The following is a 23,109-nucleotide window of genomic DNA, read 5'->3' on the forward strand; positions in this document are numbered from 1 at the left end:
GTTAATCTTCCAAAAATACAAGTCCAACAAAATCGTCCAGCTCAATATTACCAAAATAGTGTTTCAAATCGAGAGAGGATAAGGCTTGACGGACCTCACCTTCATCATAGCGCTTGCCGCGCAGAATATTTTCAATATCAGCAACGTCACCCACGCCGAAGAAATCCCCATAGATTTTAATATCACGGATATAGCCTTCCTTAAGATCCATGCGGATATCAATAATGCCGACCGGAAATTTACGTGTGTGCTTGATATTGCTCTCGGGGGATAGACCGTAGTTCCAATCCCACGATTGGTAGCGTTCTTTGGAAATTTCATGGATTTTGGCCCAATCGGTATCGGTGAGCTTATATTGAGGTACCTGATCCAATTCTGCACCGAATATGAAACGCAGCAGTTCCTCGCGAAATTGCTCTATGGTCATCTCACGGTCCATCAGTTCGCTAATGTTAGCCACGCGACTGCGGACGGATTTAGTGCTTTTGGATTTGAATTTTTCGGGATTGGCATGCAACGATGCAGCCACATTGTCCAGATTCAGGTTAAACATCAATGTACCGTGGCTGAACATCCGTCCGCGTGTGGCAAATTGGGCGTTTCCTGAAATTTTACGTTCTCCGACCTGCAGATCGTTGCGGCCTGTCATTTCAGCTTCTACTCCCATTTGGCGCAGAGCATCAATAACGGGTTGCGTAAATTTGAGGAAATTATGAAAGGACTCCCCGTTATCCTTAGTAATAAAGCTGAAATTTAAATTACCGAGGTCATGATATACAGCACCGCCGCCGGACAGGCGACGAACCACTTGAATATTGTTATCTCTGACAAACTCGGCGTTGATTTCTTCAATGGTATTTTGGTGCTTGCCTATAATAATAGAAGGCTGATTAATATAAAACAGCAGATAGCTGTCGTCCAGCGGAAGATGCTTGAGCGCGTACTCCTCAATGGCAAGATTAATGGCTGGATCGTGTATGCCCTGGTTGTCGATGAACAGCATGTCCATTCCTCCGTATATACAAACTGTGTAATTTTATGTGTGCCTCCATCTATTGTAACCCAAGTGAGCCATGTACACAAAAGCTCATTTGCATTGACGGGACGCAAAAAGCAGCCTCATAATGGAGCTAAATGATTGGGAACGGCCGGAAAGGATGAGAGGTAATGATAGAGGTTTACGGTCATGGCGGGGACAGGGAAACAGCTGCGGCGACATTTGGCGGGGCTGCTGCTGATTTTGTGGATTTTAGTGCAAATATTAATCCACTCGGTCCACCGCCGGAGGTGCTTGAGGCGCTGCAACACTCATTTGACACTGTGATTCGCTATCCAGACCCTGGGCATCGGAATTTTAAAAATATGCTCGCACGGCGACTGCATGTTCCACCGGAGTCGTTAAGTATCGGAAACGGAGCGGCTGAAAGTATGGCGCTCCTGCTATTGGGACTGGCTCCTAAGCGTGTGGGTACAGTAGAGCCGTGTTTTTCAGAATATGCGGAGCTGGCTGGCAAATTTGGAGCTGAGGTCAACCGGGTGTACGGAAAGGCCTCGCTTCAATGGAAGGCGGACGTGGAGGACATCCTTCAGCTCATGGAGCAGGTAGATGTTTTGTTCCTTGGGCAGCCGAATAATCCAAACGGTGTGCAATATGGTGAGCAGGAGTTGTGCGAGCTGGCAGAGGCGGCTGGCACAACGGGTACCGTGCTGGTGGTGGATGAAGCATTCATTGATTTTATCCCGCTGGAACGGCGAATCTCACTGCTGCCTGTGCTGGATCGTTATCCTCATGTGATTTTGATCCGGTCAATGACCAAATTTTATGCCATTCCTGGCTTACGATTGGGCTATGCGATTGCTCATCCGGACTATATCCGGCGAATGACGGCCAAACAGGTGACCTGGAGTGTGAATGGATTGGCGTTGCTGGCTGGGGAGGCGTGTTTGAGAAGTGGGCAAGCATATGAGCGCCAAACACAGGAGCTGATTGCTACGGAGCGCAACCGCCTGTTGACCGCCTTGGCGGAATGGGGCTGCGGTGTCGTTCCCGGCGAAGCCAATTACGTGCTGGCAAGGGCGCCGGGTACGTGGAGCGCATCGGCGATTCAGCAGGCGCTTGGACAACGCGGAATTCTTATACGTAGCTGTGCTATGTATCCGGGACTGACGACGAGCCATTTTCGGATTGCGGTCAAGGATGCAGAAGCCAACGACAGGCTGCTGTCTGTATTGGGTGAAGTGCTGGAGGAGGAGCAGCGGCGTGACAGTTAGCTTGATTATCCTGGCAGCCTATCTTTTGGACAGGCTGATCGGTGACCCGAGGTGGTTGCCGCATCCAGTCATCGGTATGGGACATGCCATTTCAGCATTGGAAAAAGTGATTCGCCGCCAGGCCCGAAGTGACCGGGGGTTGAAACGTGCGGGTATACTGCTTCCACTCATTGTGGCGGGAGGCTCCTTTACGCTCGCCTGGGCGCTATTGCACTTGCTTGCCTTGATTCATCCGTGGTTGTCTGTCGGCGTAGAAATGGTGCTGATTGCGACCACGATTGCTTCCAAAGGACTAAAGGACGCAGGAATGGCAGTATACCGAGCGTTGCAGGCGGATGACCTGGCTGCGGCACGGCGGGAGCTGGGCATGATAGTTGGGCGGGATACGCAACAGCTTGATGAGCCTGAGATTGTACGCGGTACCGTCGAAACGGTCGCTGAAAATATCGTGGACGCGATTATTTCCCCGCTTTTTTATGCCTTGATCGGGGGAGCACCCTTGGCGCTGGCTTATCGTGCTGTGAATACGCTCGATTCCATGGTTGGCTATAAAAATGAAAAGTATCTGCATTTAGGCTGGGCTTCAGCACGTCTGGATGATGTCGCTAACTACATACCGGCACGCCTGACAGCGGCAATGCTTGTGGTAGCGGCGTGGATGTACAAGCGAGATGCTGCAAGAAGCTGGCGCACAGTCAAGCGAGACGCTCGTCTGCACCCAAGCCCGAACAGTGGCTTCCCGGAATCGGCTGTTGCTGGTGCACTGGGGATTCGTCTTGGAGGCTATAATGTGTATCATGGCGTGCGCTCCTTTCGTGCATACATGGGCGATTGGATACGACCGCTAGAGTCGAAAGATATACGGCATACGATCCAGCTGATGTTCGCCGTGTCCAGTATGTTTGTAGGATTGTGTTTGTTAGGAGCCGCAGGTTGTTTTGCCTTGGGATGGGTGCGGTGAGGAGTGACACACTGAATAATGATCGAGCAGGAAGTGACATGATCTTGAAACAAGATATAGCAGCAAAAAGGACAGTAGAATACGCACAAAGTCCGAACTCACAGGAGGATAAGGTGCCGTATGATGCTAAAGAAGATCTGCATTGGGACATGGAACTCGTGTTAGTTCGTCACGGCACAACCTTATGGAACAAGGAACGTCGATATCTGGGACACTCCGACTTAGGTTTGCTACCGGGAGCAGAGCAGGAATTAAAGCCTTTGCAAGAAAAATTGCAAGGGCAGTCCTTTGCTCGGATCTATTGCAGCGATTTAATGCGATGTCGCCAGACCTTGCAGATCATTGTGCCGGAATCAGAATTGACGTCTGGAGGTTTCCTATCCACTATGTCTCCTATGATGGAACCACGTCTGCGAGAGCTTCATTTTGGCGAGTGGGATGGAAAAACGTATGACATGCTCAAGGATGTGTCGTTGTATCGCGCTTGGATTGATGAGCCGCAACGGATAACCCCTCCTGGAGGAGAGTCTTGGGCAGATTTTGTGAATCGTCTACGGAAATTTCTTGACTCTCTGTATGAATGGCGTGTTGCTATGGAAGTTCAACCCATGGATTTGACTGCTGGGCCACCCTCTGTTTTGGTCGTTACGCATGGTGGCGTAATTCGTCAGTTAGCTTGTATGCTGATACCGGGCCATGATTTTTGGAGTCTGAATCCGAAGCCGGGAGAAGCATTTAGGATTCAATTGAGGCTGGCAGGACCGCACAATTACATAGCCGAAATGCTCCCTCATTAGGTTAGACACCAGCGGATAAAGAGGCTGTTTGGGTTGTAAGCCGCCTCATTTTAACCTATAATCATCAAGTAAAAGAACGGCTTGACTACCACTACATCAAATATCCAGCAGACGAGGTCGGCGCAGTGTGATGAAACTATGGTTTCCCTTGCCTGCGCTGTTAAAAGGGAAGTCGGTGTAAGTCCGGCGCGGTCCCGCCACTGTAAATGGAAACATGCCCGTTAGTCCTGCTTTATGTGCTACTAAGCATATGAAGGAATTTCAGGACATGCATCTTACCATAAGTCAGGATACCTGCCCGTCCGCCTGTCACCATAATCCTTCGAGGAAAGGATGACGTGTTCGCAGTGACTGTCCGTGCGGAAAGAAGCTGCCGCCTGCGCATGATCTGCGCTAACGTGACCCCTGTGTCCTGATATGAGGATGCGGGGTTTTTTTGATAGGAAAAGAAGGCTGGATTTAGAAGATATCTGATGATGCTCAAGTAACGCTCTTAACGATTTTTTTATGAAGGGGTGCAAATCATGGCAGGAAAAAAAATAAAGGTTTGGACAACAGGTCTATTGGTTCTGATTTTGGCAGTTGTGCTGAGTGCATGTGGCGCTAATGGAAAAAATGCTGAAAATAAAGAGAATCAGACTTCTGCACAGCAGCCAGGAAAGACCGTAACCGCACAAGAGCCTCCGGGCAAAACAGTTTACCCACTCACAGTTAAGGATGCAACAGGACAGGAATTTACATTCAAAAAAGCGCCGGATAAAATCGTTTCCGTCTCCCCGGCAGAAACCGAGGCGCTGTTCGCCATCGGGCTGGATAAGGAAATAGTCGGCGTCTCCGACTACTCTGATTACCCGGAAGCAGCTACGAAAAAGCCTAAAGTGGGCGGTATTATGAAACCGAACGAAGAGGCAATCATTGCTGCTAACCCAGAAGTCGTTTTTGCAGGGATATCACTTAGTGAACAGGCTACGACCAAGCTGCGCGACATGGGAATTATGATTTTTAAAACGGAACCGAAGACAGTTGAAGATGTCATAGCTAACATCGAATTGTATGGGAAAATCACCGATCATCAGAAAGAAGCGAGAGCGGTGACTGACAAGATGAGAGCAGATGTAGCGGAAGTGAAAGAAGGAATTAAAAATATCGGTAAAGGGCAGAAGCTGCGGGTTTACGTCGAGTTTTCACCAGGCTGGACAGTTGGTAAAGGCGAGTTTATGGACGAGCTGATTACGTTGGCGGGCGGCGAAAATGTAGGTGCCACGCAGAAGGGGTGGTACCAAATTAGTGAGGAAAATATTATTGCTGCGAACCCTGACGTGATTTTGTACAGCAAAAGTGTCAAGGACGACAAAACTGGTCAAACGCTCGGCGAAATCATTAAAGCTCGCAGTGGATGGGATCAAATATCGGCTGTTCGCCACAACCGGGTGTTTGCCGTGGATGATAATTTGATCAGTCGTCCGGGTCCACGCGTAACGGAAGGTCTCAAGGAAGTGGCCAAGGGCGTGTATCCTGAAATTTTCAAATGAACCGTAAACTGATCGGCTTTGGAGGGACAGGTCTTGTCCTGCTGTTGCTGACGCTGCTGCTCTGTCTTGGCATCGGCTCGGCCAAGCTTCCGGTCAGCCAGATCACAGGCATTCTGGTTAACCACCTTCCGTGGTTAGGCGATACGTTTACACCGGATTGGAATACATCCTCAGAGCAGATTATTTTGAAGGTCAGATTGCCACGAGTGTTACTGGGAATGTTGGTAGGAGCAGCGCTGGCGCTGGCGGGAGCCGGATTTCAGGGTGTGCTGCGTAATCCTTTGGCTGATCCGTATACACTGGGGGTATCCTCGGGGGCTTCGGTAGGAGCGGCAGTACTGATTTATTGGGGCCTTCAATTTTCATTTGTTGGCATATGGACGCTGCCGCTAGTGGCATTTACGACCGGAATGCTGACGCTGTGGATGGTGCTGACGTTGGCACGGGAAGGTGGAAAAATTCCGACACAAAGTCTCATTTTGTCGGGTGTGGTGATGCAATCCTTTCTGGGAGCGGTTGTTTCCTTTCTGACAGCCATGTCGAAGGAGACGGTCAATGAAATATTGTACTGGACGATGGGAAGTCTTAGTCTGCGCGGTTGGTCATATACAGGAATCCTTTTACCTTATGTGGTCATAGGACTGGTATTTCTATGGAACCGGGCACGGGTGCTGAATATTTTGGCTTTGGGTGAACGTCAGGCGGCTCACATGGGAGTTCATGTAGATGCGACGAAGCTATCTGTTCTGATCATTTCCACGCTGCTGACAGCTGCCGCTGTCTCGGTATGTGGAGTGATTGGCTTTGTGGGACTTGTTGTACCGCATATCATTCGTCTGGTGACAGGTCCTGATTACCGGATGATTGTTCCATTATCTGCGCTCGGTGGAGCCATTTTTATGGCTTGGGCAGATACGGCGGCTCGCACGTTGTTAGCCCCCACGGAAATTCCTCTGGGCGTGATGACGGCCTTTGTTGGGGCACCGTTCTTCGCATATCTCCTGTATCGGAACAAGAAGCTGCGCAGGGGGGAACTGCTGTGACAGAACAAAGTGAATCACAGAAAGTGCGTGATCGGGCATTAGAGGTAGCGGGTCTGACACGTGCCTATGGAGAGTTCCATGCGTTAAAGAATATAAGCTGGAGCGTCGACGAAGGAACTTGGTGGGGGATTATTGGTCCGAACGGCAGTGGAAAATCGACCTTGCTGCATCTGCTTTCGGGTGTAGATCAGCCAACATCGGGAAACGTTCATATCTATGGCAAAAAGGTCGGTAGCTACAGCAGAAAAGAGCTTTCCCGACTCATAGCCGTACTCCAACAGGAAGGGCTTCCTCCAGTGGGATACACCGTCAGAGAAGTCGTAGAAATGGGACGTTTTCCTCATCAGGACTGGTTAGGCAGGGAAAAGGGTGTTGATGTGGAGGCGATCACGGATCGCGTGCTGGAGCGATTGGGTCTTACCACGTTGGCGGACAGAGCATTGGACCGCTTGAGTGGGGGACAGCGACAGCGTGTAGCTTTGGCAAAAGTAATGGTGCAGGAGCCACGAATATTGCTGCTGGACGAGCCTACGACCTATCTGGACTTGCGCTATCAGCTTGAATTTATGGAACTGCTGGCAGATTGGCGCCAAGAAACGGGTGTGACGATCATTGCGGTCTTGCATGATCTTAACTTGACAGCCCAATTTTGCGAAGATTTGCTTGTACTCAAAGATGGAATGGTTGAAGGATTGGGAGCTTCATCGAAGTTATTAACCGAGGATCGGATTCGCCGTGTATATGGTGTTGAGCCTGTGATGCTTCCGCATCCCGATAGCGGTGTGCCGCAGCTCTTGCTGCGCAGAAGTGCTTCGGACACAGCAGATTAAATAAACGATGAAACACACTTAAAAAGAGCAGGGAGTGGAAGGTATGAACAACAAGCTGCGTCAGCTGATCGATAGCATTGCCCAGCCGAATGGGGTGGCGGCCTCGGCAGCTTCAGCCCATTTGGACCAATTAACGAAGCCACCGGGAAGTCTTGGAAAGTTGGAAAGTGTGGCCATTCAGCTAGCAGGAATTACAGGAGTGGACAAGCCTGAATTTGAGCGTAAAACGGTTATGGTTATGGCTGCGGATCACGGGGTGTGTGAAGAGGGAGTCAGTGCCTTTCCGGCTGAGGTTACACAGCAAATGCTGTATAACATGCTGTCAGGTGGCGCGGCAATTAATGTGCTGGCACGTCATGCGGGCGCAGATGTCAAGGTGGTAGATGTTGGCGTGAATGCGGATGTCGCTCACGCGAATCTGGTGGACCGTAAGGTACGCATGGGTACTTCGAATATAGCTAAAGGGCCAGCGATGTTGCGTACGGAAGCGGAACAGGCGGTTTTGGCCGGAGCAGAAGCCGTAGCAGAAGCGGTTAAAGGTGGAACACGGCTATTCGTTACCGGAGAGCTGGGCATCGGGAATACGACAGCCAGCGCTGCGGTCGTATGTGCTCTCACCGGACTGGAGCCGGAAGTTATCGTAGGCCGGGGAACGGGTGTAGATATGGCTGGGCTTACCCGTAAAATATCGGTTGTCTGCCGCGCATTGGACGTGAATCAGCCCGATGCAAATGATGCGTTCGACGTGCTCACTAAGGTCGGCGGTCTGGAGATTGCCGCCTTGGCAGGAGTCATCCTCGGCGCAGCCGCACATCGCTGTCCAGTTGTGCTGGACGGCTTTATTTCAGGCGCAGCTGCCCTCGCAGCGCGTGCACTTGCGCCTGCAAGCGCTGCGTACATGCTTGCTTCGCACGCTTCGGACGAGCGCGGGCACGCGGCGGTGCTCCGCCAGCTCAAGCTGGAGCCCATGCTTCATTTGGACATGCGGCTCGGGGAGGGCACAGGAGGTGCGCTTAGCTTGCACCTGATTGATGCGGCGTGCCGCATTATGCGCGAAATGGCGACCTTTGCCGATGCAGGCGTATCGGACGGTCAGGGAGCCGCGCAGCGATGAAAGCGCTCGTGACCGGCGGGGCACGCAGCGGGAAAAGCGACTTTGCCGAGCGATTATGCATGTCGCGCGCGCCTGGCGCCTGCTACATTGCAACGGCGCAAGCCTATGACATGGAGATGAAGGAGCGCATCGCCCTTCATCGGGTCCAGCGCGAGTCTGCCGGGTACGACTGGCAGACGCTGGAGGAAGCGCAGGCGCTGCCTGAGCTGCTGCGACGGCTTGGCGGCGATCAAGCGTCGCAGCCATCATCCTCGCCTATGGTGCTAGTCGACTGCCTGACCCTGTGGCTGTCGAACGTGCTACTGGCCGCAGGCGAGGACGGCGAAGCTGCGTCCAGAGCTGCCATTAATGAACTGGCGGCAGCTGTGGAGCAGTATCCGGGGCAGCTCGTCATCGTGACTAACGAGGTTGGTGACGGTATTGTGCCTGAATATCCGCTTGGTCGGCTGTATCGGGATTTGAGTGGGGTTATGAATCAGCGGATTGCCCGTCTTTGTGATGAAGTATTTTTGGTGACGGCGGGCATTCCTGTAGAACTCAAACAGTTGGAATATAAGCTATGAGCCGCGAACGTCAGGCTGTTGCTGCGGCTTTTCAATTTTTAACGCGTCTTCCGGTGAAGGCGGAAATAGATTTTTCCCCGGATTTGCTTAAACGCAGTGCAAGTTATTATCCGCTGGTGGGAGTGGTTATTGGCATCATTGTCTGGGGCTTTGCGGCGCTTACTTCTATGATATTGCCGCCGTTGCCGTGTGCGATTCTTACGCTTGTTGTCTGGGTTTGGTTGACGGGCGGATTGCATTTGGACGGGTGGATGGATGCGGCCGATGCCTTGTTCAGCTACCGATCTCGTGAGCGGATGCTGGAGATTATGAAAGATAGCCGTGTAGGGGCAATGGGCGTTATTGCTTGTGTGTTGCTACTCATGCTCAAGGCTTCTTTGCTGTATACGGTGCTGGTTGAACGGAATGTGTCTGGCTTGCTGCTGCTTCCGATGGTTTGGAGCCGCTGGTTTATGGTACATGCAATGAAGCGCTGGCCTAAAGCCCGTAATGATGATGGGCTGGCTGCGCGTTTTGCTGATATGAGTGGTGGCCGCCTAGGGTTGGCCGTATTCTGGGCAGTATTAGTGACCCTGAGTGCTGCCGTAGGACAATATCTTCTGGCAGGTTTGGCTACAGCAACAAGGGGGACTGGGAATCTGTCGTTGGCAGGATCAACCATACAGACGTTCCTTTCATATTCTGAGAGCCTTCCAATTTCGATAGGCTTTGTGTTGATTCCGGTCTTGGCATACAGTGTTGGAACCTTCACGGCAAACCGTATTAACCGCCGCTTGGGTGGACTTACGGGAGATATATACGGAACTTTAAACGAATTGCTGGAGACTGTTTTGTTGTTGTTTATTGTCATTTTGTACGGGTTGTGACCAGATTTGAAATGAATTCGTTAAAGGGGAAGAGGCAATTGTCAACTTTCGAACCGTCCTGCACGAACCCGGCAGCCATATTGATGCTTCAAGGAACAGCGTCGGATGTGGGCAAAAGCGTGGTGACGACTGCGCTTTGCCGTATTTTTACGCAGGACGGATATCGTCCCGCACCGTTTAAGTCGCAAAATATGGCATTAAACTCTTATGTTACCGAGGACGGCAAGGAAATTGGACGAGCTCAGGGGGTGCAGGCTGAGGCCTGCGGTATTGAGGCCACAACTGATATGAATCCGATTCTGATTAAGCCGGTCAAAGATATGCACTCACAAATTGTTGTACACGGTGTACCTTATGCCTATATGAGCGCCTCCGATTACCGGAAGGATTTTTTGCCAAAAGCCAAACAGACCGTCATGGATGCTCTGAATCGGTTGCGTGATACCTATGATATTGTCCTTATGGAAGGGGCAGGCAGCCCGGCAGAGATTAATTTGAAGGACCGCGATATCGTAAATATGAATCTGGCAGGTTGGGCGGATGCTCCAGTGTTGCTTATTTCAGATATCGACCGGGGCGGTGTTTTTGCCTCTCTCGTAGGAACTATCGAATTACTGGAACCCCATGAAGTACAGCGTATCCGCGGATTTATCATCAATAAATTCAGAGGTGATCTGTCTCTGCTTCAACCAGGATTAGACTGGCTGGAAGAACGGACAGGCATTCCTGTACTCGGTGTATTGCCCTATCTGCCAGACATTCGCATTGAAGCAGAGGATTCGGTAGTATTGGATAAGAAGCCCAAGCAATCTGCAAAGGATAAAGAACTGGATATTGCGGTGATACGATATCCGCGGATTTCCAATTTTACAGACACGGATGCTCTGGCCGCAGAGCCGGATGTGAGTGTTCGTTATGTCACAGAAGCCGGACAGTTGGGCGTACCGGACGCCATTATCTTACCGGGGACCAAAGACACCATTGGAGACCTGCTGGAATTGCGTGAGAGAGGTCTGGAGAAAGACATTCGGCAGGCTATGAATACCGGATGCACACAGCTCGTTGGCATTTGTGGAGGTTATCAGATGCTGGGTACCGCACTATTTGATCCCGAAGCCGTCGAATCTGGGTTGCCGCAGCAGGCAGAAGGGTTAGGTTGGCTTGCTCTATCCACGACCTTTTTAAAGGAAAAGCAAACCGTACGCGTACAGGGAACCCTGTCTAATTATTGCCCGCTTTTGCTTAGCACTGCGCCTGATTCGGGTTCTGCCTCCAAGCCTAGCATTGAAGGCTATGAAATACATATGGGCGTTACGGAGTATGTTACGGAACCATACGCACCTACAGATAGAACTTTAAACCTAAGCGAAATGAAAAGGTTATTCCATATCCGGCGTGGCGAAGGAACAGCTTTTGAGGAAGGCTGGGGTACGACAGATGGTAAAGTATGGGGAACCTATTTACATGGTGTGTTTGATAATGACCGTTTTCGCCGGTGCTGGCTGGATGGATTGCGACAAGCCAAGGGCTTGGCACCTTTAGAAAGCACTTTTACTGTACGTGAAGCCAAGGAGCGAGAGTTTGACCGTGTCGCAGAGGTGGTACGGGCTCATTTAGATATGGAGCAAATTTATCGTATTATGGGAATGAACTCATAAACTTCATGGATGATTATTAAAATCGCTTTTAAAAAATAAAGAGGTATCTCTACAGCCATTTTCAAGGACTGTGAGATACCTCTTTGTATTCAGGATTTTGCAAAATTCGATTCCAGTCGCTCTGAAGTGCAAGATATAGACGAACTAAACCATTTCGATCTACATCTTGTCCATTGGAAGTCGCTTATGGGATTTTTGCAAAATCCTCTATTGTATCGGCTTACGTAATTTTAAATTTTTGGACAGCCTTTTGCAGTTCGGTTGCTTGTTTGCTTAATTGGCGAACAACCTCGCTGTGGCTTTCCATTTCATTCAGTTGCTCATCGGCATTTAAACCGATTTCTTGAATCATATGCTGTGCATTGGCTGCGATGAGAGCTGTCTCTTCCACGGAAGCAGATACTTCCTCTGAGCTGGCGGATACCTGCTCCGTTGCTGCAGATACCGTTTGAATCGTAGCATTGATCTTTTGCATAAGCTCACTTAGCTGGTTAAAGGCTGAGCTCGCTTGTTGAACCATTTCCGTTCCCGAATGAATTTCACGGCTCACCTGGGTCACAGAGTCCACAGATTGTTGCGATACTTCTTGAATGGTAACCAAATAGTCGGAAATTTCTTGTGTGGCTTCTTTAGATTGCTCGGCAAGCTTGCGTACTTCTCCAGCTACTACGGCAAAGCCCCGTCCATGTTCGCCCGCACGGGCGGCTTCAATGGAGGCATTCAGGGACAACATTTGAATTTGCTTCGTAATATCGAAAATAGCCGAAACGATACTGCCAATGGCTTCTGAGCGCTCATTCATACTATGGATGTATCGAAGCGATTCATCGGCAACATGTCCTACCTGTGACATTTGAGCTACAGCCTTTTGAGCGAGCGTATTACCGTTAACCGTTTCTTTTGTCGCTTCACTGATTTGATCGGATACATCATTGGCAGAGGAGGCGATGTGCTGAACACCTTGAGCGATTTCCTCCATAGCCTGTGCATTTTCAGCAGCAGCTGTAGCTATGCTGGTACTGCCCTTTGCTACTTCCTCTGCGGCAACTGTAGAGTCCTGCACTTTTACACTCATAGCCTCAGTCCGACGAAGCAGCTCGTCCGATCCTTCAACAACCGCACCGGATGTAGAAAGCACATGGCCGATCATTTCTTTCAAGTTATGAGACATGGATTGGAAGCTACGGGCAAGTTGCGCAATTTCATTGACTCCATGAACCTTCGCTTCTTGTGAAAGATCACCTTGAGCAATTTTTTCGCTATGACGAACCAATTCAGCAATGGGTTCTACAACTTTACGTATCACGAGGGTAGAAATCATTCCGCCCAGCAGGAGCGTTGCCACTGTAATACCTATGCAAATCCATAAAATTTGTTGGGATTTTTCCTGTACGAATCCGACATCTTCGTTCACACCCAGAACTAGATTACTACCCGATATAGCAAAGAAGGCGGTTTTGTGTACTCCGTACGAATCGCTGTAAATTTCACTGATATTCATCTCGCCTTGTTTTGCTTTTTTAATATCCTCAACAGGAATGAGTGCATCCTTGACCTTGTATACTGATTTTACATTCCGTGCGACGACTTCGGCTTTACCATCCTTCACTACCGCGATATATGCCGATTCTAATTTGAGGGTATCGACCTTGTCCTGAAGATAGGATTCCATCTGTATAGCGGAGCCGGAATCAGAACCGCTTCCTTGCCCAGCCTGAACAGCTAAGGAAATATTGAGATCCTGATATACATTTTTAGCTCCAGTTTCTAGCAATTGGTCTACCTGAGGCATGACACTGTTATTAATGATACTCATGGATATTGCATAGAAACTGATGCTGAACAAAAGGGACGCAAAGAGCTGAATCAGCAAAAACATAATTCGTAATTTCGCGCCAATGGAACGATTAAAACTCTTCATGAAAATTCTCCTCTCACATGATGGTAATAAAATCAGACGAATTCCCTGCTTGAAGTAGGCCGCTTGTCCAATAGATACTTGACACGCCATGATCTACTTGTGTTCCTTTCCTTGCTTGAAGAAAAGACTGAAAATGTTCGGATTCTATGTATATTTCAGCTGAATTCAAGGGACAAGAATGTGAAAGGGAAGTAATCCATGATTTACTAAAAAGTAGGTTAGACCTATTTTACATAATTAACAGACGGTTGAATAGTCATATTTGCCCAAAAACAAACAAAAAATATATAACTATGGTCTTAGGTGTTTAGATGTAAATTAGGTGTAAATTATCAGGTGCATAAAAACGAATAGATTACTCCTTCTTTAAAACTATTGTAAAAAAGAAGTAATATAAGTAGCATAAGGAATACCGCTTTTTTACAATATTCTTCTAAGCTTGGTTTGGTAAGTTCGAAAGTGGTCTTCAATATACATATAAAAGGGGAAAAGGTTGTTATGAATCGGGATTTACTTTCCAAAGAAATGATTTCGCAGGTCAGAGGACAAGATACACAGGAGCTGATTTCCGGCAGTTATAGAGCTGCCAAAGGGAGAAATCCGATAAGTCGACTATTAGATTATGTATCAGGCGTATTTACTCCGATCTTGCCGGCAATGATTGGTGCGGGAATGATCAAAGTAATTATATTAGTTTTAATGTCTTTCGGTTTATTGTTGTCTGATCCGCAGGTATATACTATTTTAATGGCTATCAGCGATGGTATATTTTATTTTTTACCTATTTTTGTTGCGGCAAGTGCGGCAAGAAGGCTGCGCAGCAATGTGTTTGTTGCGGCAGCCATCGCAGCATCCGTATTCCATCCCCAATTAACAAGTTTAATCCAGTCTGGTGAGGAGGTGCGTTTTGCCGGTCTACCAGTTATAGACCCGCAAGCTGCATCATCTATAGTACTCACACTTGTTGTCGTCTGGATAGCATCGTATGTCGAAAAATGGTTAGACAGGTATATCCCTTATTCACTTAAATTAGTGGTTGTCCCGACGTTGACACTGATGATCACTATACCTTTAATGGTGTTCGCTTTCGGGCCACTGTGGAGTTATCTCGGTCAACATGTATCCGATGGACTAGGCTGGTTGTTTGACAATGCAGAAGTGTTTACAGGGTTGTTGCTCGGAGGCACGATGTCTTTGCTTATTATTGCAGGTATGCAATATATAATGCTACCGATTATGCTCACCTCGCTTACAACATTGGGGTATGATCATCTTTTTCCCGTGGTCGTTGCAGCGGCTTTCGCTCAGGCTGGTGCAACATTTGGCGTATGTGTTAAATCCAAAAATGCCAAAGTCAAAACGTTGGCTGCGTCCACAGGTTTGTTGGCCATGCTGGGAATCATTGAACCGGCCATGTATGGTGTCAATATCCGTTTCAAAAAACCGTTAATAGCGGTTATGATCGGTGGAGCCGTTGGTGGGGCTTGTATGTGTCTGTTTGAAACAGAGCTTACTGCTATTGGTGCCTCTGCTGGGCTACTCAGCTTACCTTTATTTTCTGAACCCACGCTTGTGTACGGTATTGTGGGTATGCTGATTTCGTTTGTTACAGCTGGCGTAATTACGTATTTTATGGGCTTTGTGGATGAAAAAGATGAGCATTCGCAAGGAGTATCTACATCTGGCATGAATGCTTCTCCGAACTCGGTTGTGGAAAAGAGTTCTAATAGTTAAGATGCAACGCCAACGACCCAAAGCTCCATGAAAGTGTTTACAAAAAAATATTGTCAGCTCAGTGTTTATATGATACTATGGGAGCAGTTATTCAAAACTGCACAATCGTGGATTGTTACTGAGCATATCGGGCAAAACCATAAGCAGGCACTATGTGTCAGTTTTGGTTTTGCTTTTTTTACTACTCCAAGCGGCTTAAGGTGATGGAATGAAGATAGCAAAGGTGCTGAATAATAACGTCGTAACGGTCATTGATGAACAGCAGAAAGAATTAGTCATTATGGGTAGAGGAATTGCTTTTAAAAAAAACACAGGCGATGAGATTGAAGAAGAGAAAATCGAGAAAATTTTCAAACTTGAAAGTACCGAGGTTTCCCGCAAACTCATGACCCTGATGTCTGATATCCCTATTGAGTATGTTGAAATTTCTGATGAAATCATCCAATATGCTAAAACGATACTTGGTGTAGAGTTGCATGACAGCATCTATATTTCGCTGACGGATCATATCCATTTTGCCATAGAGCGCTATCGTTTGGGTATGGATATCAAAAATGCACTTTACTGGGAAATTAAGCGGATGTACCGCAAGGAATTCACGATTGGGACCAAAGCACTGCATATGATTCAGGACAAGCTGGGAGTTACGCTTCCGGATGATGAAGGAGCCTTCATCGCCCTGCATCTGGTGAATGCTCAGCTCAACAGCGAAATGCGCGAAACGATAACCCTGACTAACATCGTCAAGGATATCATGAACATTGTGAGTCGCTTTTTCGTAATGGAGCTGGATGAAGAGTCGTTAAGCTACTACCGCTTTATTACACATCTCAAATTTTTTGCTCAACGGGTAATGAACGGAACCCCTGTACAAAATACAGATAATTCCCTTCATGATATGGTTAAGGTTCAGTATAAGAATGCTTACGCCTGCGCGGAAAAAATAAGAGATTATACGACTAAAATCTATGGTCGAAGCTTGTCCCAGGATGAGATGTTGTATCTCACCATTCATATCGAGCGTATCATTAAAAATCAATGATTTCATGTATGATCAGGGATTTAGGATTGCTACTTCTAAACCAGAAGGCAAAACCTGAATGCTGAAAGAAGATTGGCTTTTTATAAGCTGTCTGCTTTCTGTATTCAGGTTTTTTTATTGCCCATTTTCGCATTTTATTTTATACCTTAAAAGAAAAGAGGAACACCTCATGGATCGAAATCAATTATCCAAAGAGATACTTACACTGGTTGGTGGTGAAGAAAACGTAGAGCAGGTCATTCACTGCATGACCCGCTTGCGCTTCAACCTTCATGATGATAAGAAAGCTCAGAAAGAGCAGTTGCAAAAAACGGATGGCGTCATGGGAGTCATGGAGAGTGGCGGCCAGTTTCAGGTTATTATCGGCAATGATGTAGCTAACGTGTACAAATCGTTGGTGAGCAACATGTCCAAGGCTCCGCAAAGTGACTCAGGAGCAAGCACTGCATCTAAGAAAAAACAAAACCCGATCAGCAAACTGTTCGACTTTATTGCGGGTATGTTTACACCGATTTTGCCGGCGATCACCGGTGCAGGTATGATCAAAGGGATCATTGCCCTATTGGTAGCTATGCACTGGATGTCTGACAAGAGTCAAACCTATACGATTTTAGCGGCAATAGGTGACGGTGCGTTCTACTTCCTGCCTATTATTCTAGCTGTCAGTGCGGCTAGAAAACTCGGCAGTAATATGTTTATCGCGGCGGCGGTAGGAGCTTCTATTTTACATCCGGACATTACAGCATTACTGGCATCTAATGTGAAGGTTAGCTTTATTGGCCTTCCGGTGACAGCGGCCACGTATTCGTCGACCGTTATTCCAATCGTTATCGCAATCTGGCTGGCGTCCTATGTTGAAAAATTCATTGATAAGTATACTCATGCATCACTGAAGTTGCTCGTTGTTCCGACTTTGACTCTATTGATTATTGTACCTTTGACTTTGGTTGCTGTAGGGCCGCTCGGCTCCATTATTGGTAATGGCCTGTCAGGTGGTATCTCTTGGTTGTTTGAAAATACAGGTGCACTTGCAGGTCTGCTGCTAGGCGGTACTTTCTCCCTGATCATTATGACAGGTATGCACTACGCGTTGGTTCCTATTATGATTGGTTCTATTGCAACGTTGGGCTTTGACTACATGATTCCGATTATGGGAGCAGCCAACTTGGCACAGGCTGGTGCTGCACTGGGTGTATTCTTAAAATCCAAAAATGCCAAAGTCAAAACAGTGGCTTTCTCGACGAGCTTGACAGCTATTATGGGTGTAACTGAGCCTGCAATGTATGGTGTGAATATGCGGTTTAAAAAACCATTTACTGCTGCGTTGATCGGCGGAGCTGTCGGCGGGGGCTTTATGAGCTTGTTTGGCACAAAAGCGTATGTCATGGGTGGACTCGTTGGTGTGCCTGGTCTGGCGATGTTTATTGGACCGACTTTCTTGTACGCAATCTTTGGTCTCATTATTGCATTTGTAGTTGCTGCGATTGTTACCTATTTGATCGGCTTTACAGATGAAAAGAACGAAGAAGCACCACAAGCAACAACAGACGCTACCGGAGACATCTCTACTGATGAAATAGCACAATCTGCTGTATCCTCACTGCCCAAAGGTGAGAAAATCCCGGTATACAGCCCGATTATGGGTGAAGTTAAGCCGCTCAGTGAAGTCAATGACCCTGCATTTTCTCAAGAAATCATGGGTAGAGGTTGGGCTATTGAACCATCCGAAGGCCGGGTTGTTTCCCCCGTTGATGGCACAGTGTTCTCCATTTCCAAAAGTGGGCATGCTGTTGGATTGGTGAGTGATTCAGGACTTGAAATGCTCATTCATGTTGGGATGGATACGGTTAAACTAAAAGGACTTCATTTTACGCCTCATCTTAAAGCAGGAGATCGCGTGAAGGTAGGAGACCTCGTGCTGGAGTTTGATCTGGTGGAAATCCGCAAGGCTGGTTACGAAACGATAACGCCTGTTATTGTTACGAATGTAGCTCAGTTTAGCGAGTTGGAGTCCGCTGGTAATCAGCATAAAGTGGTTAAGGAACAGGAACTGTTATACACAGTGATCGTCTAACGGCTGATAAAAATTTTACGCCTAAGTTGAATACATGTCGTTGTGTTCAGGACAAAAAACAGCAAGCCTTCGAAAGATGAAGGCTTGCTGTTTGGCGTTTTCGATAAAATCCAAAGTTGAAGCTGCTTAACTATTTTATTGTTATAAAACCTACAAAAATAGTTGGTTTTGTGATATAGTAATCTTCGGATTGAAGGATCACCTTATAAAACATATTAAGTATAAGTTTGGAGGAAATAATACATGGATACCTTCTTTATTATTTTAAATGTAATCGTGCTGCTTTTGCTGCTAGGCGTATTGGTCTGGATGCAGAAAAAGCATATCTCCTTTACAAAAAGGGTATTTGCCGGACTTGGCTTCGGACTGATCTACGGGGCTGTTCTACAATATGCCTATGGGGCAGGCTCAGAGGTCATTACAAAATCGGTTGATTGGTTTAACCTCGCAGGTAATGGTTATGTCCGTTTGCTGCAAATGGTCGTTATTCCGCTTATCATGGTGTCGATTATTTCGGCTATTATGAATTTGAAGGGAAGACAGAACCTTGGCAAAATCAGCGTGTCCATTATTGCAGTACTACTGATTACAACGGCAATTGCTGCTTCAGTTAGCATTGTAACTAGCCTGTCGTTTGACCTAAAGGCAATTGAGATTCAAGGTGGGGAAAAGGAACAAGCACAGGGCTTGAAGATGGAAGAGCGCCTTGGAACAGTTCAGGACATGACCATTCCACAGCAGGTGCTGGAATTTATTCCTTCAAATCCTTTTGAGGATATGACGGGAGCACGTCGTACGTCGACGCTGGCGGTGGTAATTTTCTCGGCCTTTATCGGGGTGGCTGTGCTCGGATTGGATCGTAAAAAACCGGAACAGGCGCAAACCTTCCGTAAAGTGATTGATGCAGTGTACGCTGTAGTGATGCGGATTGTAACGCTGGTGCTGAGATTGACTCCTTACGGCATTTTAGCACTGATCACTAAAGTAGTAGCTACGACCAATCCAGATGAAATTTTGAAGCTAATCAAGTTTGTGCTCGCTTCTTATGTGGCTCTGTTGGTCATGTTTATCATTCATCTTATTTTGCTGGCCTTGTTCGGCTATAATCCGGTGACGTATGTGAAAAAGGTATTGCCTACACTGGTTTTTGCTTTTACTTCTCGTTCCAGTGCGGCGACCATTCCGTTAAATGTTGAAACACAAACGAAAAAGCTTGGTGTGTCCGACGGCATCGCGAATCTGTCTGCGACCTTGGGAGCGACTATTGGGCAAAACGGCTGTGCTGGTATTTATCCAGCGATGCTGGCGGTTATGATTGCTCCAACCGTGGGTATTGATCCAACGAGCTGGGATTTTATCCTCACGCTAATTCTGGTCGTTACGGTCAGCTCGTTCGGCGTGGCGGGTGTAGGCGGTGGTGCCACTTTCGCTTCCCTGATCGTGCTTTCCACCATGAATCTTCCAGTGGCATTGGCAGGATTGCTCATCTCAGTCGAACCGTTGATTGATATGGGACGCACAGCGTTAAATGTCAATGATTCTATTACCGCAGGTCTCATTTCAGGCAAGGTGCTCAAAGAGAACGATCAAGATGTATTCAATAATCATGGTATGGATTTGGATGCAACCGCACACTCTTAAGTAAATGATAAACGAAGGGTGTACGATCAGTCTCATATCGCATCTGTAGCCTATATAACACACGTACAGTGTGTACTCAGCAAAGAGCCGGCCATAAGGTCGGCTCTTTGTATCGAGTTTAGGACAGCGTAAATTATTGCTGTTCACGAATCCTAATCTATGATACATTAAAATAATGTTTTTCCGGCTTGCTTCGGATGAACCGCGGTTCGCAACCATCCCGCGCTATCAAAACTAGGAGGATTTCATGTTTAATCTGTTATGGGGGGCAGCTTTTGTCCTCGTCAATTTTTTGTTCTTTTTGTTATGTTATCGGTTGTTCGGTAAAAAAGGGCTGTACGCCTGGATTGGTGTTGCTACTGTACTAGCCAACATTCAGGTAACCAAAACGATTGATCTGGTGGGCATTACCACGACATTGGGAAATACGATGTATGTTTCTATGTATATGGCCAGCGACTTACTGAATGAAAAATATGGGCCTAAAGAGGCGCGTAAAGCTGTGTGGTTCGGCTTTTTCACTCTGATTATGACGACGATCACGATGCAAATGGTGCTGCAATTCGAGCCTACTGCAACGGATTTTGCCCAGACACCGATGCAACAGCTGTTTGGATTGTTGCCAAGGCTTGCGCTTGCCAGCTTGACAGCCTATGCGGTCAGTCAATTGCTGGACGTGCGTCTGTACGCCTGGATTCGCAAATTTTTTCCGGAACGTCATCAGCTCTGGATTCGCGGCAATGGTAGCACGATGATCAGCTCGTTTATAGATACGCTCATTTTCTGTACTATTGCTTTTTACGGTTATGCGTGGGGGATATGGCTTGAGATATTATTCACCACCTACATCTTAAAATTTGTACTGACCGCGGCGGGTACACCCATTTTGTACATCGCACGCAATTTCCGCTTTATAGAAGAGGAGGGGCAAACCCTCAAGCCATGATGGCTTGGGGTTGCCCCTCCTTTTTTTCTTGCTTTTTAACATACTAATATAATGAATAGCGATGGGTTTATCCGAGCACTGTCAGTTCTTTTGGAAAAGAGGTAAGCACTTCAACACCATCAGAGGTGACCAAAACGTCATCTTCAATCCGCACACCGCCGAGGCCTGGCACATAGATGCCGGGTTCGATTGTGAACACGAAGCCTTCATGAAGCAGATCGCTATTGCCTCCGTGTACAGATGGATATTCGTGAACACTCATACCAAGGCCGTGTCCAACTCGATGGTTAAAGGCAGGGCCATATCCAGCGGCTTCAACAACAGCCCGTGCTGCCTGATCTACGGATGCGCAGGAAACTCCCGGGCGAATGGCGGCAATTCCCGCTTCGTTCGAGCGAAGAACCGTATTATAAATCGTTTCCAGCTCAGCAGATAGCTTTCCAAAAGCAAAAGTACGCGTAATATCCGAAGCATAGCCATCGGAATATACGCCCATATCAAACATGAGCAGATCGCCAGGCTGTAGCTTGCGGGTGCCTGGAACACCATGAGGCAAGGCTGTTTTGGGTCCAGACAGCACTGTTGTGTCAAAGGACGGGCCATCTGCGCCGATTTTTTTCATCTGATATTCGATTTCGGCCACCAGCTCGACTTCCGTCACTCCTTCGCGCACATGGGTGAGGCCGTGGCGAAGAGCATCTTCCACCAAACGAGCTGCATGTTTCAGACGTTGTACTTCTTCAGGAGTTTTTCTCACACGCATTTCTTGAAGCACAGGACCCAGATCCACATATTGAGCCGCGCCAATAGCAGTATGTAACTGTTCATAACGGAGGACGGAGACGTGCTCCTTTTCCAGCGCAAATGTTTTCACTCCGGTGCCTGTACGTTGACGCAACAGATCATATGGATTGTCCGTATCGCTGTGGGTGGATATACGAGTCACAGAAGAAGCAGCTTGGGCGGCTTCTGCATCCAGGGCGGGTACGATCAGTTCTGGTTCTTGGTCCCGAAGCAACACCAGACCAAGAAAACGCTCATGCGGATCACTGGCAAAGCCCGTCAGGTAGTAAATATGTTTGGGATCGGTCACAAGCAGGCCGTCCCAAGATTGTGATTTCAGTTCATCATATAATCTTGTAATTTTATCATTCATAGAGTCTCATTCCTTTCTGTCCATGTATTCATTATAGCTCTTATTACATCATAATTTATAGCTTTGAATGGCTTATTCTCTTGCCTGACTTAATATTTGCAGACGTGCTTGTACGTTCTGATCATAGTAGCCGCCATGGTAGCAGATTACCTTTTCAACATCCAATACCGTCAGCTTTTCGAGGCTCTTCAGAGCCAATGGCATATCCGGCGTAGCCGACTCAGCGGGACCGACCAGTTCACCTTCGACTACCAGCAGTTCATCTGCTGCCAACAGCAGCTTTTGTGCGGGCACATATAAGCTAATATGACCGGGCGTGTGGCCGGGTGTATGGATAATCTGTATGCCCCCACCATAAGGCAGATGCTCACCGTCCTCAAGAATATGAGCAAAGCGCAAATCTGGCAGGCGGCGAATCATATCCTCTGCTTGCTGCTTGAGCACAGTGTCCATTTGTTTAATCCGTTCCGACGTCAGCTTCACAAACGGTCGCTCTCCTGTCATGTAAGGAACGTCATCCTTATGGGCTAACAGGGCAGGCAGTATTCGGCAGCAGATCCAGCAGTGCATGAACATTTCCGATATGGTCAATATCCTGATGTGTTAAAATAATTCTTTTCACGCGGCTGATATCCTCACCCACAACTGAGATAGCCTTGCGTAATGGCTCAAATTGGCCGAGCATTCCCGTGTCAATCAGTGTAAGTCCATCCTCGTCCTTGAGCAGTACAGGATAAATAGTCGTTTTTCCAAAAAAAGATTCCATAGGTATTTCCAAAATCAAGAGTTGAGTTCCAATATTCATATTAAGCTGCTTCAGAATCCTTGACTCCGAAACATACCTCCCGTCTCATGGTGTTAAATCGCTTATCCCGTTTTTATTTCTCTTTGTCTTCAAACTCTATTATAAAACCCTTTGGGACTAATCCGCAAAACAACTCGATATGGCTGATCGGGCGC

At 47.6% G+C, this 23,109-nt stretch carries 20 protein-coding genes and 1 riboswitch; of the genes, 15 read left to right on the top strand and 5 right to left on the bottom strand.

Annotation, left to right across the window (positions count from 1 at the left end):
• Position 1: 1 nt before the first annotated feature.
• The gene (lplA, locus tag C1T21_RS06010; protein WP_023987643.1) at positions 2–1,003 is read right to left on the bottom strand and encodes a lipoate--protein ligase; all 1,002 of its coding nucleotides are present in this window, start codon (positions 1,001–1,003) and stop codon (positions 2–4) included.
• A 164-nt stretch (positions 1,004–1,167) separates the two neighbouring features.
• Here lplA and cobD point away from each other — a divergent pair, with 164 nt between their 5' ends.
• The 10 genes from cobD (at position 1,168) to C1T21_RS06060 (ending at position 11,635) form a co-directional block, all read left to right on the top strand.
• The gene (cobD, locus tag C1T21_RS06015) at positions 1,168–2,271 is read left to right on the top strand and encodes a threonine-phosphate decarboxylase CobD (protein WP_103047601.1); all 1,104 of its coding nucleotides are present in this window, start codon (positions 1,168–1,170) and stop codon (positions 2,269–2,271) included.
• Positions 2,261–3,232 carry an adenosylcobinamide-phosphate synthase CbiB gene (gene cbiB, locus C1T21_RS06020; protein ID WP_103047602.1) on the top strand — a complete coding sequence of 324 codons (972 nt, stop codon included), beginning with the start codon at positions 2,261–2,263 and terminating at the stop codon, positions 3,230–3,232. The genes cobD and cbiB overlap by 11 nt, the downstream gene beginning before the upstream one ends.
• 38 nt (positions 3,233–3,270) lie before the next feature.
• The gene (locus C1T21_RS06025) at positions 3,271–4,029 is read left to right on the top strand and encodes a histidine phosphatase family protein (RefSeq protein ID WP_374703717.1); all 759 of its coding nucleotides are present in this window, start codon (positions 3,271–3,273) and stop codon (positions 4,027–4,029) included.
• Positions 4,030–4,151: 122 nt separating this feature from the next.
• Positions 4,152–4,345: riboswitch (cobalamin riboswitch) on the top strand.
• Positions 4,346–4,553: 208 nt separating this feature from the next.
• A complete protein-coding gene (locus tag C1T21_RS06030; RefSeq protein ID WP_103047603.1) occupies positions 4,554–5,561 on the top strand; it encodes an ABC transporter substrate-binding protein in 1,008 nt (335 codons plus the stop codon).
• Entirely contained in the window at positions 5,558–6,604 is a 1,047-nt protein-coding gene (locus C1T21_RS06035; protein ID WP_103047604.1) for a FecCD family ABC transporter permease, read from the top strand. Before C1T21_RS06030 ends, C1T21_RS06035 begins: the two co-directional genes overlap by 4 nt.
• Positions 6,601–7,434 carry an ABC transporter ATP-binding protein gene (locus C1T21_RS06040; RefSeq protein ID WP_053324912.1) on the top strand — a complete coding sequence of 278 codons (834 nt, stop codon included), beginning with the start codon at positions 6,601–6,603 and terminating at the stop codon, positions 7,432–7,434. Before C1T21_RS06035 ends, C1T21_RS06040 begins: the two co-directional genes overlap by 4 nt.
• 43 nt (positions 7,435–7,477) lie before the next feature.
• Positions 7,478–8,548 carry a nicotinate-nucleotide--dimethylbenzimidazole phosphoribosyltransferase gene (cobT, locus tag C1T21_RS06045; RefSeq protein ID WP_103047605.1) on the top strand — a complete coding sequence of 357 codons (1,071 nt, stop codon included), beginning with the start codon at positions 7,478–7,480 and terminating at the stop codon, positions 8,546–8,548.
• Positions 8,545–9,111 carry a bifunctional adenosylcobinamide kinase/adenosylcobinamide-phosphate guanylyltransferase gene (cobU, locus tag C1T21_RS06050; protein ID WP_103047606.1) on the top strand — a complete coding sequence of 189 codons (567 nt, stop codon included), beginning with the start codon at positions 8,545–8,547 and terminating at the stop codon, positions 9,109–9,111. Before cobT ends, cobU begins: the two co-directional genes overlap by 4 nt.
• Entirely contained in the window at positions 9,108–9,977 is an 870-nt protein-coding gene (cobS, locus tag C1T21_RS06055) for an adenosylcobinamide-GDP ribazoletransferase (RefSeq protein ID WP_103047607.1), read from the top strand. The genes cobU and cobS overlap by 4 nt, the downstream gene beginning before the upstream one ends.
• 38 nt (positions 9,978–10,015) lie before the next feature.
• Positions 10,016–11,635 (top strand): cobyric acid synthase, encoded by a 1,620-nt coding sequence (locus C1T21_RS06060; RefSeq protein ID WP_103047608.1) that lies wholly within the window; start codon positions 10,016–10,018, stop codon positions 11,633–11,635.
• Positions 11,636–11,855: 220 nt separating this feature from the next.
• Here the strand turns inward: C1T21_RS06060 and C1T21_RS06065 are convergent, their stop codons facing one another.
• Positions 11,856–13,556 (bottom strand): methyl-accepting chemotaxis protein, encoded by a 1,701-nt coding sequence (locus tag C1T21_RS06065; protein WP_103047609.1) that lies wholly within the window; start codon positions 13,554–13,556, stop codon positions 11,856–11,858.
• Between the two features lie 498 nt (positions 13,557–14,054).
• Here C1T21_RS06065 and C1T21_RS06070 point away from each other — a divergent pair, with 498 nt between their 5' ends.
• The 5 genes from C1T21_RS06070 to C1T21_RS06090 all read left to right on the top strand — a co-directional run bounded on the left by C1T21_RS06070 (position 14,055) and on the right by C1T21_RS06090 (position 20,993).
• On the top strand, positions 14,055–15,290 hold the full coding sequence (locus tag C1T21_RS06070; RefSeq protein WP_103047610.1) for a PTS transporter subunit EIIC: 1,236 nt from the start codon (positions 14,055–14,057) through the stop codon (positions 15,288–15,290).
• Between the two features lie 208 nt (positions 15,291–15,498).
• The gene (gene licT, locus C1T21_RS06075) at positions 15,499–16,332 is read left to right on the top strand and encodes a BglG family transcription antiterminator LicT (protein ID WP_103047611.1); all 834 of its coding nucleotides are present in this window, start codon (positions 15,499–15,501) and stop codon (positions 16,330–16,332) included.
• Positions 16,333–16,501: 169 nt separating this feature from the next.
• On the top strand, positions 16,502–18,406 hold the full coding sequence (locus tag C1T21_RS06080) for a beta-glucoside-specific PTS transporter subunit IIABC (RefSeq protein ID WP_103047612.1): 1,905 nt from the start codon (positions 16,502–16,504) through the stop codon (positions 18,404–18,406).
• Positions 18,407–18,649: 243 nt separating this feature from the next.
• Positions 18,650–20,047, top strand: coding sequence for an L-cystine transporter (locus C1T21_RS06085; protein WP_025724316.1), 1,398 nt, complete (start codon positions 18,650–18,652; stop codon positions 20,045–20,047).
• Between the two features lie 247 nt (positions 20,048–20,294).
• Complete coding sequence (locus C1T21_RS06090; RefSeq protein WP_103047613.1) at positions 20,295–20,993, top strand: queuosine precursor transporter; 699 nt, start codon at positions 20,295–20,297, stop codon at positions 20,991–20,993.
• Positions 20,994–21,060: 67 nt separating this feature from the next.
• On the opposite strand, the gene C1T21_RS06095 is transcribed toward C1T21_RS06090, so the two are convergent.
• The 3 genes from C1T21_RS06095 to C1T21_RS28555 form a co-directional block, all read right to left on the bottom strand.
• Positions 21,061–22,149, bottom strand: a complete 1,089-nt coding sequence (locus C1T21_RS06095; protein ID WP_103047614.1) for a M24 family metallopeptidase — start codon at positions 22,147–22,149, stop codon at positions 21,061–21,063.
• Between the two features lie 72 nt (positions 22,150–22,221).
• Entirely contained in the window at positions 22,222–22,653 is a 432-nt protein-coding gene (locus C1T21_RS28550) for an MBL fold metallo-hydrolase (RefSeq protein WP_483874461.1), read from the bottom strand.
• Between the two features lie 16 nt (positions 22,654–22,669).
• Positions 22,670–22,954 (bottom strand): MBL fold metallo-hydrolase, encoded by a 285-nt coding sequence (locus C1T21_RS28555; protein WP_483874462.1) that lies wholly within the window; start codon positions 22,952–22,954, stop codon positions 22,670–22,672.
• Positions 22,955–23,109 lie beyond the last annotated feature (155 nt).

The organism is Paenibacillus sp. F4 (genome assembly GCF_002894905.1).
GTDB lineage: Bacteria > Bacillota > Bacilli > Paenibacillales > Paenibacillaceae > Paenibacillus > Paenibacillus polymyxa_B.